Here is a 16,638-nt window from a genome sequence, read left to right as displayed (position 1 = left end):
CGCTCGGAGAGCGAGCTGAGGCACAGCGCTCGGAGAGCGAGCTGAGGCACAGCGCTAGACGCGCGAACTGGGGCACAGCGCTAGACGAGCCAGCTAGAGCCCCAGCTTCGCGCGGCGCAGTTTCGCGGCCTTGCGGCCCTCGACGTCGACGCGCGCGTGCGCCTGCCGCCCGAAGCAGAACAGCAGGATCTCGCCGGGCTCGCCGGTGACCGTCGCGGCCGACGGGCCCCGGCCGACGGTGCGGCGCCCGTAGCCGGGTGCCTCCAGCGTGACCGCGAAGCCGGTGCGAAACAGCAGCGCCTGGGTCAGGAACGGTTTGTCCCACAGCGCCTCGCCGAACGGGCGGGGCAGCGGTCGGGGCTGCCAGTCGGGGGCGGCTCGGCGCACGTCCTCGTGGTGCACGAACCACTCTGCCAGGTCGAAGGATTCGATCGTGGTGGTCAGCGCCCACCAGGGTGGCCGACGCAGTAGGTCCAGCAGCTTGTCGTAGTCCAGGTCGCGGTAGCCGCGCCGGACGCGTTCGGTGTGACCCGCCAGCAGCGGCACCATCAGGCCGGGCAGGCTGTCGGCCCGCCGTTCCCGGGCCACCAGGTGCGCCGCCAGGTCGGCGGTGGTCCAGCCGGTGCACAGGGTCGGAGCCTGCGGGCCCAGGGTCGTCAGCAGAGTGGTCAGGGCTTCGCGCTCGGTTCGCACGATCGACGACATGTGGCCATCATGACACCACGTGGGAAATATCGCAGGCATCGCATAGGTTTGCCCAGTAGGAGCGCCCGACCCAGCCCTTCCGGTCTAAGTGGATCGACGTCGGTTTCGGCGCTGCGGGTCAGTAAGGACCGAATCACGGTTGCGGTACCGACATTCACACGTCAGGATCGCTACCGGGCGCGAGCGGCGCGACATCCCCTGGAGGTTGAGTGGACGAGGAAATCACGAGCAAGGGCATCATCGGGCGCGGCATGCGGGTGCTGCTGCGCGCGATCCGCATGGAACCGTTCATGTTCACGCTCGGCGCACTGGGAGCCATCGTCCACTCCGGCACCACGATCGCGGGGGCGTTCGTGTCCGGTGCCATCGTGGACATGGTCGTCGTGCCCTCCGTCGAGAACGGTGAACCCGCGCTGGCCGCGCTGGCGATCGCGGTGGTCGTCCTCATCTTCGTGAGCCTCCTCAAGATCGCGGGCATGATCTCGCGGCGGCTGGGTGCCGGAGCCATGCAGTTCCGGTTGCAGGCCCGGCATCGCCGCCTGGTGACCCGCCGCTACCTGGGCCTGCCGGTGTCGTGGCACCAGAAGCACCAGACCGGCACGCTGCTGTCGAACGCCAACGCCGACGTGGAGGCCGCGTTCGTGCCGATCGCGCCGCTGCCGTTCGCCGTCGGCACCCTGGTGATGCTGGCCGCCGCGATGGTGGCGCTGTTCGCCACCGACTGGGCGCTGGCGCTGGTCGGCACCCTGATCTTCCCGGCGTTGTTCCTGCTCAACGTCGTGTACTCCCGCAAGATGTCGCCGCGCATGACCCGGGCGCAGCAGCTGCGCGCCGAGGTCTCGGCCGTGGCGCACGAGAGCTTCGACGGCGCGCTCGTCGTCAAGACCATGGGCCGCGAGGCCGAGGAGACCACCCGCTTCAACGTCTCGGCCGACGAGCTGCGCGACTCGCTGATCCGGGTGGGACGGCTGCGCGGTCTGTTCGACCCGATCATGTCGGCGCTGCCCGACATCGGGACGCTCGCGGTGCTGGTCGTGGGCGTGTGGCGGCTGTCCTCGGGTGCCATCGGGGTGGCCGAGATCGTCTCGGTGACGTTCCTGTTCTCGGTGCTGGCCTTCCCGGTCCGCGCCATCACCTGGGTGCTGGCCGACCTGCCTGCCAGCGTCGTGGGCTGGGAGCGGGTGCACGGCGTCCTGAAGGCCACCGGCGACATGACCTACGGCAACGGTGCCCTGGACCGCGAGGGCCCGGCCCGGCTCGCGTTCGACTCGGTCTCGTTCTCCTACGAGGACGGCACCAAGGTGCTGCGGGACGTGACCTTCGACGTCGCGCCGGGCAAGACCATCGCCCTGGTCGGTCCCACCGGTTCCGGCAAGTCGACGATCGCCTCGCTGGCGACGCGGCTCATCGACCCCGACGGCGGCGTGATCCGCGTCGACGAGACCGACTCGCGCACCCTCAAGCACGCCGAACTGGCCGCCAGCGTCGCCCTGGTGCCGCAGGTGCCGTTCGTGTTCGACGACGACGTGCGCGGCAACATCACGCTGGGCCGCGACCTGGGCTCGTCCGACCCCGACGAGCAGGTGTGGAACTCGCTGCGCATCGCGCAGGCCGACGGTTTCGTCGCCAAACTCGACGACGGCCTCGACACCCAGGTCGGCGAGCGCGGCACCTCGCTGTCGGGCGGGCAGCGGCAGCGCCTCACCCTGGCCCGCGCCCTGGCCGGACGGCCGCGACTGCTCATCATGGACGACGCCACCAGCGCCGTCGACCCCAAAGTGGAATCGGCGATCCTGGCCGGTCTGAAGGACAGCGACAACCCCGCCAGCGTCCTGGTGGTGGCCTACCGGCGCGCGACCATCGCACTGGCCGACGAGGTCGTGTACCTCGAGGGCGGGACCGTGGTCGCCCGCGGCAGCCACGAAACCCTGCTGGCCAAGGTTCCCGGCTACGCCAACCTGGTCACCGCCTACGAACGCGCCGAGGCCGAACGCGCCGCCGAGGGCGAATTCATTGACGACTCGGAGGTGTCGGCATGAGCGAGGAAACCGCGAAGGTCAAACCGCTGGCCACCCTCAAACGCGGCCTGGCGCTGTCGCCGGAGCTGCGGCGCGGCCTGGGTGTCACGCTGTTGCTGGCGCTCATCGCCACCATCGGCAAGGGCGTGGTGCCGGTGGCGATCCAGCAGGGCATCGACAAGGGACTGCTCGGCGAGAACGGCCCCGACGCCGAGGTCGTCACGACCGTCGCCGTCACCGGGGTCGTGGTGCTGCTGGTGTCGGTGGTGGCCGGATACCTCATGAACGTGCGCCTGTTCACCGTGTCCGAGACCGCGCTGGCCTCGTTGCGCACCAGGACTTTCCGGCACATCCACGACCTGTCGATGCTGCACCAGCAGGGGGAGCGGCGCGGCGCGCTGACCGCGCGGGTCACCACCGACGTCGACACGATCAGCCGGTTCCTCCAGTTCGGCGGCATCATCCTTATCGTCAACAGTGGACAGATCATCATGGCCACGGTCGTGATGTTCATCTACTCGCCGCTGTTGGCCGCGGTGGTGTGGCTGTGCTTCCTGCCGCTGGTGTGGGTGGTGCGGTTCCTGCAACGGCAACTGGCCGCGGCCTACAAGGCGGTGCGCGAACGCGTCGGCGTCATGCTGGGCGGCATCGCCGAGACCGTCGTGGGCGCGCCGGTGATCCGCTCCTACGGGGTCGCCGGACGCACCAGCGAACGCCTCGACGAGTCCATCGACGGTTTCCGGCACGCCCAGTTCGGCGCCCTGAAACGCAGCGTGTGGAGCTTCACCGCCGGTGAGACCATCAACGGCCTGGCGATCTCGGCGGTCATCGTCGCCGGGGTCTTCCTCGGCGCGGGCGGCAACCTCACCGTCGGCGAGCTGACGGCGTTCCTGTTCCTGGTGACGCTGTTCGTGCAACCGCTCATGATGGCCACCGAGACCCTCAACGAGGCGCAGAACGCGATCTCCGGCTGGGGGCGGGTGCTGGACATCCTGGAGACCGAACCCGACGTCGCCGACCCGGGACCCAACGGCAAGGACCTGCCACAAGGGGCGGTGTCGGTGGACTTCGACGGTGTGGAGTTCGCCTATCCGGGCGGACCGACGGTACTGTCCGATGTGAACGTCCGGCTGTCGGCGCAGACCACCGTTGCCGTCGTCGGCGAGACCGGCAGCGGCAAGACCACCTTCGCGAAACTGCTGACCCGGCTGATGGACCCGGCGGCCGGAACCATCTCGCTGTCGGGGATCCCGCTCACCGAGGTCACCTTCGCGTCGCTGCGGCGTCGCGTCGTCATGGTGCCGCAGGAGGGTTTCCTGTTCGACGCCAACGTCGCCGACAACGTCCGCTTCGCCGACGCGGAACTGACCGACGCCGAACTGTACGTGGCGTTCTCGGAGCTGGGGCTGGCCGACTGGATCGACAACCTGCCGCACGGCCTGGACACCCAGGTCGGCGAACGCGGCGAGTCGCTGAGCGTCGGCGAACGGCAGCTGGTGGCGCTGGCGCGCGCCTATGTCGCCGACCCGGACCTGCTCGTCCTCGACGAGGCCACCAGCGCCGTCGACCCGGCCACCGAGGTACGGCTGGCCCGCGCCCTGGAGACCGTCACGCGGGGCCGGACCACCGTCGTCATCGCGCACCGGTTGTCGACCGCCGAGGCGGCCGACGAGGTGCTGGTGTTCGACGCGGGACGTCTCGTCCAACGTGGACCACACCGCGAGCTGGTGACCCAGGAGGGTTCGATCTACGCGGGGCTGCACAACTCCTGGGTGGCGCAGACCCGGTGACCTTCGCGCGCTAGCGATCCAGTGTCGCCAGCAGCGCCCGGCACTGTCGTTCGTCCTCCGGCTGGCCGAGTTTCGCGGCCAGCTCCAGGGCGGTGTCGAGGTGGCGGCGGGCGTCGCGCGGTTGCCCGGCGGCGGCCAGCGCCTCGCCGAGCCACAGGTGACCCTCCAGTTTGGCGTTGGGATCGTCGGTGTCGCGCACGATGTCCATGGCCTGCCGCTGGTGCTCCAGGGCGGCGTCGATCTCGCCGAGCGCGCACAGGGATCGGCCCAATCCGTTGAGCGACTGGTATTCGCCGCGCCGGTTGCCGGAGTCGCGGTACCGGTCCAGGGCCTGTTCGAACGCCTCGACGGCCGCCGGGTACTCGCGGCAGGCCAGCCGGAGGTGGCCGAGGTGCTCGTGCGCGGCGGCGTGGTAGGCGTGGTGTCCGGCTTCGACGGCGATGTCAAGGGCGCGTTGGCAATGCTCGCCGGAGGCCGGGTATCGGCCGAGCCTGCGCAGTGAGATCGCCAGCCCCAGGTGGGCGCGGCACTGTCCGACGGCGTCGGCGGTCTTGGTGGCCAGTTCCAGTGCCCGTTCGCGGTGTTCCAGCGACTCGACGAGCTGGTCGCCCATGTCGAGGGCGTTGGCGACGGCGTGGCGGGCGACGGCCTCGGCGCGGTCGTCGCCGGTCTCCTGGAACACGACGAGGGCCTCGCCGTAGTAGGCCAGTGCCTTGTCGCGTTGGCCCAGCGCCAGGTAGGTGCCGCCGAGGTGGTGCCAGGCGATGGCCTGGGCGGGGGTGTCGCCGCGTTCGGCGGCCATGCGGGCGGCGAGTCGGTGCACGGTCAGTTCCTCGCCCGCATGCGTTCCGGCCGACAGGTACCGGGCCAAAAGCGTCGCGAGGGCCACGACGTGGTCGGTCCAGCCGTGCTCGGCGGCGCGACGGGTGACGGCGACGAGGTTGGCGCGTTCGGTGTCCAGCCAGGACAGTGCCGAGGCGGCGTCGGGGAAGGTCTCGGCCTCGGCGTGTCCGGACGGCTCACCGGGGTCGGCCGCGCCGCTCCCGCTGGCCAGCCCGGTAGTGGGCAGCGCCGGGGCCAGACCCGCTGCTTCGACGGCGTTTCGGGTCGAGCCCAGATAGTGGTCGGTCAGCCGACGCAAAGCCGCCTCGCGGTCGGCGGCCGGTTCGGTGTCGGTGACCAGCGATTCGGCATAGCGGCGCATCAGGTCGTGGAACCGGTAGCGGCCGAAGTCCGGTGACAGCAGCAGATGCGTGTCCACCAACGCTTCCAGCTCGTTCTCGGCGTCGCCGGATTCCGCCAGCGCGGCGGCGGCAGCGGATCCGATGTCGACACCGGGATGGAGGCTGAGCCGCCGAAACAGCCGCCGCCGCTCGTCGCTGAGCCGTTCGTAGGCGATGCCGAAGGCACTGGCGACACCGTCGCTGGAGAGCACCTCGGGGCGGTCGCGACGCAGCCGTTCGGCCAACTGCGACAGCGTCCATGATGGCCGGTCACGGAAGCGGGACGCCGTCAGCCGCAACGCCAACGGCAGGCCGCCGCAGCTGGCCAGCACCTCGTCCAGTGCCTCCTGGTCGCTCAGCCGGGATGCGCCGACCACGTTGGTGAACAGCTGCACGGCGGCAGGCTTGGGCAGGACGTCGAGGGTGAGGTTGCGAACGTCGTCGAGATCGGTGAGCCGACGGCGGCTGGTGACGATGGCCAGACAGCCGGGATCGGCGGGCAGCAACGGCCGCAACTGGTTCGCGTCCACCGCGTTGTCCAGCAGCAACAGGATCCGCTTGCCGCGCGACATGCCCCGCCACAGGCCCGCGCGTGCCTCGGTGTCGTGGGGCAGCCGGTCGCCGGTGACGCCGAGCCCTTCCAGCAGCCGCCCCAGGACCTCGCCGGGCTGGCTGGGTTCCACGCCGGGGGTGAAGCCGCGCAGGTCGGCGAACAGCTGGCCGTCCGGGTACCGGGGCGCGAGCCGGTGCGCGGCGGCGATGGCCAGTGTGGACTTCCCGACGCCCGCCATGCCGTCGACGGCGCGCACCAGGCCGCGGCGGCCCGGGGTATCGGCGCGGGTCAGTTCCTCGATCTCGGCTTCGCGACCGGCCAGCGCCGAGATCGGCGCCGGAAGCTGCGCCGGGACCGGCGACGCGGGGGCGGCGGCGGTGCCGTCCAGCCCCGGGCTGCGGTTGAGGATCGCGCGGTGCACCGTGTTGAGCTTCGGTCCGGGATCGACGCCCAGCTCGTCGGCCAGCAGCCGCTGCGCCGTGCGGTACACGTCCAGAGCCTCGCCGACCCGTCCGGCCCGGTAGTACGCCAGCATGAGCAGCGCGTACAGCCCCTCGCGGTGCGGGAACTCCGACAGCAGCCGCGAGATCACCGGCTCGGCCTCGACGTGCCGTCCCCTGTCGACCATCACCTCGGCCTGCTCGACCCGGGCCTCCACCCGCAGACTGGTGAGGCGCTGGATCTCCGGGGTCAGCAGGTGGCAGCCGGGCACGTCCTCGTAGGGGTCGGATCGCCACAGCGCCAACGCTTCGACGTACCGGTGGGTGGCGGTGTCCCACGATCCCGCGTGCCTCGCCTCGCGGGCGGTGCGCAGCAGGTCCTCGAAACACTGCCAGTCCAGTTCGGACCGCGACGCGATGAGGCTGTACCCGGCCGGGCCGTGGATGATCCGGCCCGGGTCACCCAGGAGCTTGCGCAGCCGGTGGACGTACAGCTGGATCGCCTTGTCCGGCTTGGTGGGCGTCTCGTCGGGCCACAGTGCCTCGGCCAGGGTGTCGATGGACACCGGCCGCCGCACCCGGTGCAGCAGCGCCGCCAACAGCAGCCGCTGCATCCCCGCGGGCACCGGCACGTCCTGCCCGTCGATGTCGGCCGTTAACGGACCGAGCACTGACAGGAACATCGTCCGAACCTCCCGTGGGCGGTGAAACCGTGGTGAAACCACGGCCGGGCATCATGTGACACAGAGCTCATTGTTCACTGCCGCGACGGAACCGATACATCGGCCCCTGTCGATGGCATTTGTCCACATGGAGTGCGATGACCATACAAATCAACGCCGATACCGTTAACACGATGGCCGGTTCCGCCGAGGAGGCGGCCAGTCTGGTGGACGGCACCACCCAGACGCTGTCGGACGGCGGCGCGGTCGCGTCGGCCAGCGGTATGGACGGATTTGCCACCGCCGATGTCGTCGGTGACGTGTGGGCACGCTGGCTCTCCAAGTCGGCCGCCTGCCGGGACTCGGTGGAGTACTTCGCCGAAGCCCTGCGCGCCACGGCTTCCACACTGGCAACCACCGACGCCGACAACGCCGAGTTCGTATACCCGGCGGGCAGCCCGGTCGTGGCCGACGGGCCGCCGTGGACCCGCCCGCAGCCGTACACCGACGACCGTCCACCCGTGGGGCCGCCCGATGGCGGTTGATTTCCAGGCGCTGCGCGACCTCGACCTGACCGAGCTGCGCAACCGGGTCGACGCGTGGAACGCCGTCACCGGCAGCATGACCGACTCGGTGGCGCTGTACTCCGCCGACGTCCACGCCGCGATGGACAGCGACGACTGGGCCGGGGCCGCCGCCGAACAGGCCGGTATCCGCAGCGGCGAACTGCACGCGCTCATCGAGGCCGGGGCCACCGAGGCCGCCGCCGTGCGCGACATTCTGTCCACCGGCGTGGAACGGTTCGGCGCCGCCAAGACCGCGTTGACCGACGCGATCGCCCAGGTCGACGCGATCGCGGAACTGCGCATCACCGACGGCGGCAAGGTCGAACTCGACCCGGCGGCCGGCGGCGGACTCGTGGAAGCGTTGTGGGCCTTCCACATCAGCAACCTGCAAGGCCAGGTCGACTCCGCGATCGACGACGCCCAGACCGCCGACGAGGAGATCGCCGAGGCACTGTCGCTGGCGTCCGAGACCGACAACGGCGCCGACAACACCTTCAACGGCCAGGCCCTCGACCTGGAGGCCCTGGCGCAGACCCGCGCCGACGCCGACCGGGTGGTGGAACTGTTCCGCTCCGACAACCTGCCGCTGTCGCCAGACGCGCTGCGGGAACTCAACTCGCTGCTGGACGGCAACACCGGCAACCCGGTGTTCGCCGAACGGCTCATGTCCGGACTGGGACCGGCCGAACTGCTCATCCAGTCCGAGGTCCTGATGAGCGACACCGAAGGCGACGACGCCGAACTCGACGACGAGATCCTCGCCAACCTCGGCGAAACCCTCGCCACCGCCACCAACACCGACAACCAGCCCCGGGTCGACACCGAATGGGTGGGGGAGTTCATGACCGAGGGCGCCGCCACCGGTTACCTCTCCGCCGCACCACTTCTGGAACACGGCGACTACCACGAGGACTTCATCGTCCCGGTCGCCGAACACCTGATCCGGCTGGAGGGCGTGCGCGACGACATCGGCGTCCCGTACCCCGATCCCGGCGAGAACAGCCCGCTGACCTCGGCACTGTCGGCTGTGGAACGCAACCCGGCCGCCGCCACGTCGCTGCTGACCGGTTCCGACGCCTACCGCGACATGCCCTATGTCGACGGTGGCGGCGACGAGCTGGAACCCGCCGACGACAACGTGACCGCGCTGCTGGACATCGCCGCCGACGGCAACTATCCCGAACTGCTCGACGACGCGGTGCTCGGCGGCGTCATCGAATCCGGCGCCACCGGACTGTCCTCGCAGACCCCCGACGGCGTGCGGGTCGAGCACTCGCCCCGGATGGCCGAGGTCGCCAACAGCGTCGTGGAATACGTCGCCGACAACCCCGGCGAGTTCGCGCCCGACGGCGACCTGTCGCCGGTGACCCCGCACCTGGGGGTCGTGGCGGCCGACTACATGGAGGACATCCACCGCACCTACGCCGACGACGGCGACGGATCCATGGTGCCGCCGACCATCTCGGTGGATGCCGCCGGAAACCCGGTCAACGCCTTCGCCGGACGCGACGACGCGAGCCTGAACCAGTTCCTGGCCGCGATCTCGCGCGACCCCGACGCCTACGCCACCACCATGGGCGGCAGCCTCGCCGTGCTGGAACGGACCGTCGAACCGGCGCTGGCGGCCTCGGAGAACTCCGATCAGGTCGCGTTCGGCCACCTGGCGCAGGGACACGGGACCGTCATGGGTGTCATGGACCAGGGCTGGACCGAGATCGTCAACGACGAACACCTCGAAGCCGCCGAGAACCGCAACGGTTTCCTCGACGCGCTGAGCAAAGGCGTGACCGCCGGGGGATTCATCCCGCACCCGGCCGCCGGACCGATATCGACCGGCGTCAACGAACTCGTCCTGGGCCCGGCGATGGAGGACAACCTCGCCGAGGCGTCCTCGGCCGCCGAGGGCGAGGTCGAGGAGATCAACGAGAACAACCGTCGCAGCCACGACTACCAAGTACAAGCCACTGTGGAACACATGCTGACGCGGCTCGGCCACGAAGACCCGGCCGGTGCGGCCGCGAGCGTTTCGGCCGAGTTCTTCCAGACCTACGGATCCGCGCGGCAACTGGTGGAGAACGACTAGGAGGGCACCGACCATGCAGGACATCCACCCCGAACCGGTCAACCTCAACGTCACCGACCTACAGACCTTCGCCGCGCAGCTGCGGTACGACATCGACTTCGTGCTGCAACCGGCGCACACCTCGGTGTACAACGAGATCTGGGCGAGCCTGGGCGGCAGCCGACCCAACCAGGCGCTGGGCAACCACGAACTCAACCCGGCGGCACAGTGGATCGGCGCCGGGATCGAACTGAACCTGCGCGGCGTCGCCGAACACCTGGGCCGCCTCATCGAGAGCCTGCGGTTCATGGCCGAACTGGCCGAGGCCATCGCCAGCGAACACCAGACCATCGACGAACAGAACGCCATGGACGTGGCCCGGTTCGGCGAGTTCGCGTCGATGGCGCGCAGCGCCGTCGAACAGCACCGGGCCGAACAGGTGGCCATATTGGAGGCCGCCGTGAGGGAGAACGAACAGTCATGACCGCGTTCGACAAACTGACGGTGGAGGACGTCGAGGCCATCGGCGCGGCCGACGACCCCGACGCCATGGACCGCAACGCCCGCGCGGCGGCACACCTGTGGAGCGCCTACGAGTACGCCAAGAACAGCTTCGGCTCCCACTTCACCGAACTGCGTCAGCACTGGAACGGCGCGGTGGCGGCCCGGTTCGCGCAGGAAGCCCAGATCGTCCACGACGACGTCAACGAGATGGGCACGGTGCTACAGGCGCACACCGACGCGCTGCCGGTCGTCGCCGAGACCATGCGTCGGCTCAAGGACGACTCCAAGCAGCTGGCCGACGAATACCGCGGCAAGCGGGCCGCCTTCGAGCAGCAGCCGCCGGAGCAGGCGCTGCCAAAGATCCAGAAGCTGGACCAGGAGTACGGCGAGAAGTCGCGGGCGCGGCTGCTCGAGGCCAACAACACCTATCACCAGTACAACAACGGGTATCTCGCGCCGCCGCAGGAGTTCCGGGGCGTGCTGCCCGACAACGCGCAGCCGCAGCTTCAGGGCTCGCCCAGCCTGCCGTCTGCGCCGCCGCCGACCACACCGGTCGCCGCGCCACCGTCCACTGTCGTCGCCACTCCGCCGGTGCCCGGGGCGCTGCCGCCGATGACGGTCATCCCGCCGCGTCCCATCGTCGCCCCGCCACCCATGACACCCCGAAGCCTTGTCGGCACGCCCGGACTGGGAATCGTCCGGAACCCACCAGCGGCCATGCCCCGCACCACGATGGTGGCGCCTCCGTCGGCGACGCCGCGCGCCGTGCCTCGCACCGGCGTCGCCTCGACGATTCCCGCACACCCCCGGCCCGCGGTGGTACGGCCGGTCACGACGGTGACCGGACCGCGGCCGGGGGTGTTGGGGCGGCCTCCCATCGCCGTCCGGCCCCCGGTGCCGCCCCGGACGCTGACCTCGCCGCTGGTCACGGCGGGGCGCGCGACACCCCAGGCGCGCGCGACGGTGGTGGCAACCGAGGCGGCGCGGACCTACCAGTGGACCCGCAATCCCCTGGTGCGCGCGGCCACCGTGCCGTCGGTGACGCCGAAACCCCCGGCCCCGGCCGCCCCGCCGACTCCGCAGTGGACACGGGCCCCCATCGTGGCGGCCGTCGAACCCGCGGCCCCCGCGCCGCCCGCGACCCCCACGCGCCCAGCCACTCCCGAGTGGGGCCGCACCCCGTGGGTGCGCCCGGCCGAGGGATCGGCGGTGTACCCGTCGCGGATCGACCCGCCCGCCGAGGAACCCGAGACCGAGCCAACGACGGCCGAAGCCGACGAACCGCTGCTCAACCCGATCACGCTGTCGCGGCTGCTCGCCGAGGCCACCCCGGCCGAACGCGAGCGGCTGCTGGCCGTCGAATCGGCCAAGCTCGCACGCATCCAGGCGGCGGCCAAGGCGCAGCAGGAACCGGAGAAGTAGGCGCGCCGAGCCGGACGAGCTTGGCGGCTGCGTGAGAACTCCATTCCTGCTGCGCGCCCACCAGGCGGTGCCTGGAGGCTGCTCGCGACGGAAGCCGATTCCCGCGCAGGCCCTGTGCCTCGCGTGGGAACTCCATTCTGGCTGCGCGCCCGCTCGGCGGTGCCTGGAGGCTGCTCGCGACGGAAGCCGATTCCCACGCAGGCCCTGGGCTTCGCGTGGGAACTCCATTCTGGCTGCGCGCCCGCTCGGCGGTGCGTGGAAGCGGCTCGCGACGGAACCCGATTCCCACGCTGTCGCCAGGCCCCGCGTGCCGTGCGGTTCGGGACTGCCCGACACTGTCGAGGTGCTGCTTCCCGAACCCGCGACCGTGCCCGGCGGTGACCTGCCGGTCCGCCACGTTCTGCCGGAACTTCGCGAAGCCTTGGACGGCAACGGTCGCGCCGTGCTGGTCGCGCCGCCGGGCTCCGGCAAGACCACGCTGGTTCCGTTGGCGCTCGCCGATCACCTGGACGGGCGCGTCATCGTCGCCGAGCCCCGGCGGGTCGCGGTGCGGGCCGCCGCCCGACGGATGGCCGCGCTGAGCGGCACCCGGCTCGGCGAGGAGATCGGCTACACCGTGCGCGGCGACCGCAAGACCTCGGCGCGCACCCGCGTCGAGGTCGTGACCACGGGCGTCCTGGTGCAGCGGCTGCACCGCGACCCGGAACTGCCCGGCGTCGCCGCGATCGTCGTCGACGAATGCCACGAACGCCACCTCGACACCGACCTGGCGCTCGGTTTCGCCGTCGACGTGCGCGCCAACCTGCGCGACGATCTGCGGCTGCTGGCGACGTCGGCGACCGCGCGCGCCGAGAAACTCGCCTCGTTCATGGGCACGGCCACACCCATCGTCACCGCCACCGCCTCGCCGCACCCGATCACCACCGTGTGGGCACCACCGGCCCGACCCGTGTCACCGCCGCACGGCCTGTGGGTCGACCCGAAGCTGCTCGACCACGTCGCCGCCACCGTCCACAAGGCTCTCGCCGAGCGCGAGGGCGACGTCCTGGTGTTCCTGCCCGGAGCCGGGGAGATCGACAAGGTCGCCGCACGCCTGTCCACTGTGCCCGACGTCGACGTCCTCACCCTGCACGGCCGCCAGGACTCCCGCCAACAGGACGCCGCGCTCCAGCCCGGCGCGCGGCGGCGGGTGGTGCTGGCCAGCGCCGTCGCCGAATCCAGCCTCACCGTTCCCGGCGTGCGCGTCGTCGTCGACGCCGGACTGTCGCGCGAACCCCGCGTCGACCACGCCCGGGGACTGCCGAGCCTGGTGACCGTGCGGGTGTCGCGGGACTCGGCCACCCAGCGCGCCGGTCGAGCCGCCCGCGAGGCGCCCGGCACCGTCTACCGCTGCTGGCCCGAGTTCGAGCACGACCGGCTGCCCGCCTACCCGCGGCCCGAGATCGCCACCGCCGACCTGACCGCGTTCATCCTGCACCTGGCGCGGTGGGGCGGCGAGGTTCCGCTGCTGGACCGTCCGGCCGACTCCGCCACCGAAACCGCCATGTCCACATTGCGCACGCTCGGTGCGGTGGACGGCACCGGCACCATAACCCAGCGCGGCGAAGCGTTGGCGGCCATCGGCACCCATCCGCGACTGGCCCGCGCGCTGCTGGACGGTGCCGACTCCATCGGGGCCCGGCAGTCCTGCGAGGTCGTCGCGCTGCTGTCGGCCGACACGTCACCGTCCACGGACGACCTCGCCGCCGAACTGCGCGCACTGCGGCAACGCCGCGACCGCGCCTGGCAGACCGAGACCCGCCGCCTCGAATCCAGCCTCCCCAAACGCCTGGCCGACGCCACCCGGCCAGCCGCCCCACGCTCAGCCGACCAGGCCGCCGCCCTCATCGTCGGGCTGGCCTTCCCGGAACGGTTGGCCCGCCGCACCACCCCCGACGGTCGCGTCTACCTCATGACCGGCGGCACCCAGGCCGAGCTCGCGCCGGGCTCCCGAGTCTCCGGAGTGGAATGGCTCGCCATCGCCAGCGCCGACCGGCAGCCCGGCCGGGCCGCCGCCCGGGTCCGGCTGGCCGCCCCCTGCGACCCCGAGACCGCTCTGGCCGCCGCCGCGCCGCTGCTCACCGAAACCCGCGACATCGCCTGGCGCGACGGCGATGTCCGGGCCCACCGCCGCGAAAGCCTCGGCGCGATCACCCTCGTCGAACGCCCACTCACCCCCAAGCCCGACGAAGCCAGCGCCGCTCTGCGCGACGGACTGCGCGCCGAAGGCCTCAACCTGCTGCGCCCCAGCCGCGAAGCCGAAACCCTGCGCTCCCGGCTCGCGTTCTGCCGCCACGTCTTCGGGGACCCATGGCCCGATGTGGACGACGCCGCGCTGCTGCTGCGCCTCGACGACTGGCTCGGCCCCGAACTGGCCAAGGCCCGCCGCCGCGCCGACCTGGAACGCGCCGACGTCGCCAGCGCGCTGCGGCGGCTGCTGCCGTGGGAACAGGCCGCCGCCCTCGACCGGGTCGCTCCGTCCCGCGTCACCGTCCCCAGTGGCTCCAAGCTCGCCGTCGACTACACCGACCCGACCGCCCCGAAGCTCGCGGGCAAACTGCAGGAGTTCTTCGGCTGGACCACCACCCCCACGATCGCCGACGGCCGCGCCAAGCTCGTCGTGCACCTGCTGTCACCCGCTGGCCGTCCCGCCGCCGTCACCGGTGACCTGGAATCGTTCTGGCGCACCGGCTACCCGCAGGTTCGCGCCGAGCTGCGCGGCCGCTACCCCAAACACCCGTGGCCCGAGGACCCCACCACCGCCGAGGCCACCAGCCGCGTCAAACGCCGCTGACCCCTCAGATCCGGGTGGCCAGATACGCGTCCATCACCCGCCGATTGGCCTGCCGCACCGGAATCAGCGCGGGCATCTCGTTGAGCGGGTACACCGCCGCTGGCCCCTCCGGCCCGTCCGTCCGCAACCTGCCCCCGACGACCCGCACCCGAAACCCGAACATGAGCGCGGGCCCGAATGACGTCCCCAACTGCAGGAACCGCACCAGCTCGGCCACCGTCTCCACCTCGAACCCGGTCTGCTCCCACACCGCCCGCGCCAGACAGGACTCCGGCGTCTCGCCGTACTCGATGTAGTCACCCGGCAGCGAGGCCGGAGCCTGCGGCATCCCACCCGCCGGATGGGTCATGACGATGCCCTCGTCGGTCTCCACCACCGCGATCGCCGCGAGCGGATTACACGGGTAGTACACCCAGCCGCACCCCACACACGTCGGCCGCAACTGCCCGTTGACCGGATCGCGATAGTCCCGCAACGGTTTAGTGCACTTAGGGCAGTACTGGTAGATCTGTGCCTCTGGTGCAAGTGACGGATAACCGTTCATTCCGCGAAGTTAACACCCGAATGTGACGTAACGCTAACGAAACCCGTTGTGCCTCAAGCGTTCATGACCCGATATGTCAGCTCGGCGAACTGTCCGTTCCGATTGACCGAAACCAACTCCAACCGCGACGCGGTCAACCGGCGCGGCAACAACGGCGCCCCACCCGTCAGCGTCACCGGAGCCACACTGAACCGCAGCTCGTCCAGCCGCCCCTGATCGGCGAACTGCCCCACCAACTCGCCCCCGCCGGCGATCCACACATCCCGCTCGCCCGCGGCCGCCACCATCTCGTCGTGCACCGGCCCGACATCCCCGGAGGCGAACCGGATGTCCGCCCCGGGAATCGCGGGCAACTGCCGATGCGTGAACACCCACGTCGGTCGCTCCCCGTAGAACTCCTGCCACCGCTCCGGCTTCTCCAGCAGCTTCTCCTCCCGGAGCACCCACTCATACGTCGTGGAACCCATGCACATCGCCCCGATGCCCGCCAGGAACCTGGCGAACCCGTCGTTGTCGTCCTTCTGGTTCACCTCGAAGAGCCAGGACAACGAGTCGTTCTCGTCGGCGAGGAACCCGTTGATGGTCGTGGCGGTGTTGTAGACGGTCTTCGGCATGCCCAGACCCTGGCACGGCCCTGCGACATCGCGTCGGCGACCCCGTCAGGGCCGTGCCATCCCCACCACCTCAGTCGTCCTGCTTACGAGCCAGCGCCGTCAGCAACTGCGCGTACGCGTACCCGGTGACCGAGTTGCCGTCGTCGGCGGTCGAACCCATCGACTTGCGGCACGCCAACAGCGCCGCCGCGGTCTTGGGTCCATAATCACCATCCACAGTGACCTTGAAACCGGCCCGCTCCAGCACGGCCTGCAATCCCTTCACCCGTTCCCCTGAGTCGCCCTTGCGCAGTCCAATCACGTCGTCTCCTCGAGTTGTGCCCAACCCCCACGGGCCGGGATCGTCATACGGTCCAGTAGATCTGCCGTCGGGCCCACGCCCGACCGAAACGTGCATGTGCTGGGTGTGCGGGTTCTTCCCGAAGTAACCGGTCCAACGCCACCCCGACGCCGCCGAAGCGATGCGCCGGTTGAAGATCACGTACTTGATCGCCCGATGTCTCTTGGTACGCAAGTGTTCCGCGATCTTGCGCATGTCGGCGCCACTATCGGGATCATGGGTCGCGTCGAACGCGCACACCACCCCGGACGAGTTCGGGTTGTGGTCGGACGGACCGGACTGATGCGCCCCATCACCGATGGTCCCATCCGAAACCTTCGACCTATGTGGAGCGATTTGGTTGATTTCGCGTCGCAGGTTCT

General features: G+C 70.6%; 12 protein-coding genes. 7 read left to right on the top strand and 5 right to left on the bottom strand.

The features are described 5' to 3' along the window. Nucleotides 1-93 precede the first annotated feature (93 nt). Nucleotides 94-705, bottom strand: a complete 612-nt coding sequence (locus SNAS_RS19630; RefSeq protein ID WP_013019203.1) for a TIGR03085 family metal-binding protein — start codon at nucleotides 703-705, stop codon at nucleotides 94-96. A 236-nt stretch (nucleotides 706-941) separates the two neighbouring features. Here SNAS_RS19630 and SNAS_RS19625 point away from each other — a divergent pair, with 236 nt between their 5' ends. Beyond that, nucleotides 942-2,744 carry an ABC transporter ATP-binding protein gene (locus SNAS_RS19625; protein WP_041626555.1) on the top strand — a complete coding sequence of 601 codons (1,803 nt, stop codon included), beginning with the start codon at nucleotides 942-944 and terminating at the stop codon, nucleotides 2,742-2,744. Beyond that, nucleotides 2,741-4,513: an ABC transporter ATP-binding protein gene (locus SNAS_RS19620; protein WP_013019201.1), complete on the top strand. Its 1,773-nt coding sequence runs from the start codon at nucleotides 2,741-2,743 to the stop codon at nucleotides 4,511-4,513. Before SNAS_RS19625 ends, SNAS_RS19620 begins: the two co-directional genes overlap by 4 nt. A 10-nt stretch (nucleotides 4,514-4,523) precedes the next feature. On the opposite strand, the gene SNAS_RS19615 is transcribed toward SNAS_RS19620, so the two are convergent. Continuing rightward, nucleotides 4,524-7,412, bottom strand: a complete 2,889-nt coding sequence (locus tag SNAS_RS19615) for an AfsR/SARP family transcriptional regulator (RefSeq protein ID WP_013019200.1) — start codon at nucleotides 7,410-7,412, stop codon at nucleotides 4,524-4,526. A gap of 137 nt (nucleotides 7,413-7,549) precedes the next feature. Here SNAS_RS19615 and SNAS_RS19610 point away from each other — a divergent pair, with 137 nt between their 5' ends. From SNAS_RS19610 to hrpB, 5 genes are all read left to right on the top strand, one after another. After that, complete coding sequence (locus SNAS_RS19610; protein ID WP_013019199.1) at nucleotides 7,550-7,936, top strand: hypothetical protein; 387 nt, start codon at nucleotides 7,550-7,552, stop codon at nucleotides 7,934-7,936. After that, complete coding sequence (locus SNAS_RS19605) at nucleotides 7,926-10,040, top strand: hypothetical protein (RefSeq protein WP_013019198.1); 2,115 nt, start codon at nucleotides 7,926-7,928, stop codon at nucleotides 10,038-10,040. The genes SNAS_RS19610 and SNAS_RS19605 overlap by 11 nt, the downstream gene beginning before the upstream one ends. Before the next feature lie 13 nt (nucleotides 10,041-10,053). Continuing rightward, nucleotides 10,054-10,503, top strand: a complete 450-nt coding sequence (locus SNAS_RS19600; protein ID WP_013019197.1) for a hypothetical protein — start codon at nucleotides 10,054-10,056, stop codon at nucleotides 10,501-10,503. Next, complete coding sequence (locus SNAS_RS19595; protein ID WP_013019196.1) at nucleotides 10,500-11,945, top strand: WXG100 family type VII secretion target; 1,446 nt, start codon at nucleotides 10,500-10,502, stop codon at nucleotides 11,943-11,945. Before SNAS_RS19600 ends, SNAS_RS19595 begins: the two co-directional genes overlap by 4 nt. Nucleotides 11,946-12,291: 346 nt before the next feature. Continuing rightward, nucleotides 12,292-14,778 carry an ATP-dependent helicase HrpB gene (hrpB, locus tag SNAS_RS19590; protein ID WP_041626553.1) on the top strand — a complete coding sequence of 829 codons (2,487 nt, stop codon included), beginning with the start codon at nucleotides 12,292-12,294 and terminating at the stop codon, nucleotides 14,776-14,778. 4 nt (nucleotides 14,779-14,782) lie between these two features. Here the strand turns inward: hrpB and SNAS_RS19585 are convergent, their stop codons facing one another. The 3 genes from SNAS_RS19585 to SNAS_RS19575 all read right to left on the bottom strand — a co-directional run bounded on the left by SNAS_RS19585 (nucleotide 14,783) and on the right by SNAS_RS19575 (nucleotide 16,237). Continuing rightward, nucleotides 14,783-15,253 (bottom strand): NUDIX hydrolase, encoded by a 471-nt coding sequence (locus tag SNAS_RS19585; protein WP_169313904.1) that lies wholly within the window; start codon nucleotides 15,251-15,253, stop codon nucleotides 14,783-14,785. A 122-nt stretch (nucleotides 15,254-15,375) separates the two neighbouring features. Beyond that, entirely contained in the window at nucleotides 15,376-15,936 is a 561-nt protein-coding gene (locus tag SNAS_RS19580) for a dihydrofolate reductase family protein (RefSeq protein WP_013019193.1), read from the bottom strand. A 70-nt stretch (nucleotides 15,937-16,006) separates the two neighbouring features. Beyond that, nucleotides 16,007-16,237 carry a peptidoglycan-binding domain-containing protein gene (locus tag SNAS_RS19575; RefSeq protein WP_052305064.1) on the bottom strand — a complete coding sequence of 77 codons (231 nt, stop codon included), beginning with the start codon at nucleotides 16,235-16,237 and terminating at the stop codon, nucleotides 16,007-16,009. Between the last annotated feature and the right edge of the window lie 401 nt (nucleotides 16,238-16,638).

The organism is Stackebrandtia nassauensis DSM 44728, from assembly GCF_000024545.1.
GTDB lineage: Bacteria > Actinomycetota > Actinomycetes > Mycobacteriales > Micromonosporaceae > Stackebrandtia > Stackebrandtia nassauensis.
Note: the sequence above shows the minus strand (reverse complement) of the source record. Positions and strands in the feature narration are given on the sequence as shown.

Bases quoted from the DNA above. Each gene is read 5' to 3' on its own strand.
- SNAS_RS19630 (WP_013019203.1), bottom strand. From the start codon at position 705: ATGTCGTCGATCGTGCGAACCGAGCGCGAAGCCCTGACCACTCTGCTG.
- SNAS_RS19580 (WP_013019193.1), bottom strand. From the start codon at position 15,936: ATGCCGAAGACCGTCTACAACACCGCCACGACCATCAACGGGTTCCTC.
- SNAS_RS19595 (WP_013019196.1), top strand. From the start codon at position 10,500: ATGACCGCGTTCGACAAACTGACGGTGGAGGACGTCGAGGCCATCGGC.
- SNAS_RS19600 (WP_013019197.1), top strand. From the start codon at position 10,054: ATGCAGGACATCCACCCCGAACCGGTCAACCTCAACGTCACCGACCTA.
- SNAS_RS19610 (WP_013019199.1), top strand. From the start codon at position 7,550: ATGACCATACAAATCAACGCCGATACCGTTAACACGATGGCCGGTTCC.
- SNAS_RS19620 (WP_013019201.1), top strand. From the start codon at position 2,741: ATGAGCGAGGAAACCGCGAAGGTCAAACCGCTGGCCACCCTCAAACGC.
- SNAS_RS19605 (WP_013019198.1), top strand. From the start codon at position 7,926: ATGGCGGTTGATTTCCAGGCGCTGCGCGACCTCGACCTGACCGAGCTG.
- SNAS_RS19615 (WP_013019200.1), bottom strand. From the start codon at position 7,412: ATGTTCCTGTCAGTGCTCGGTCCGTTAACGGCCGACATCGACGGGCAG.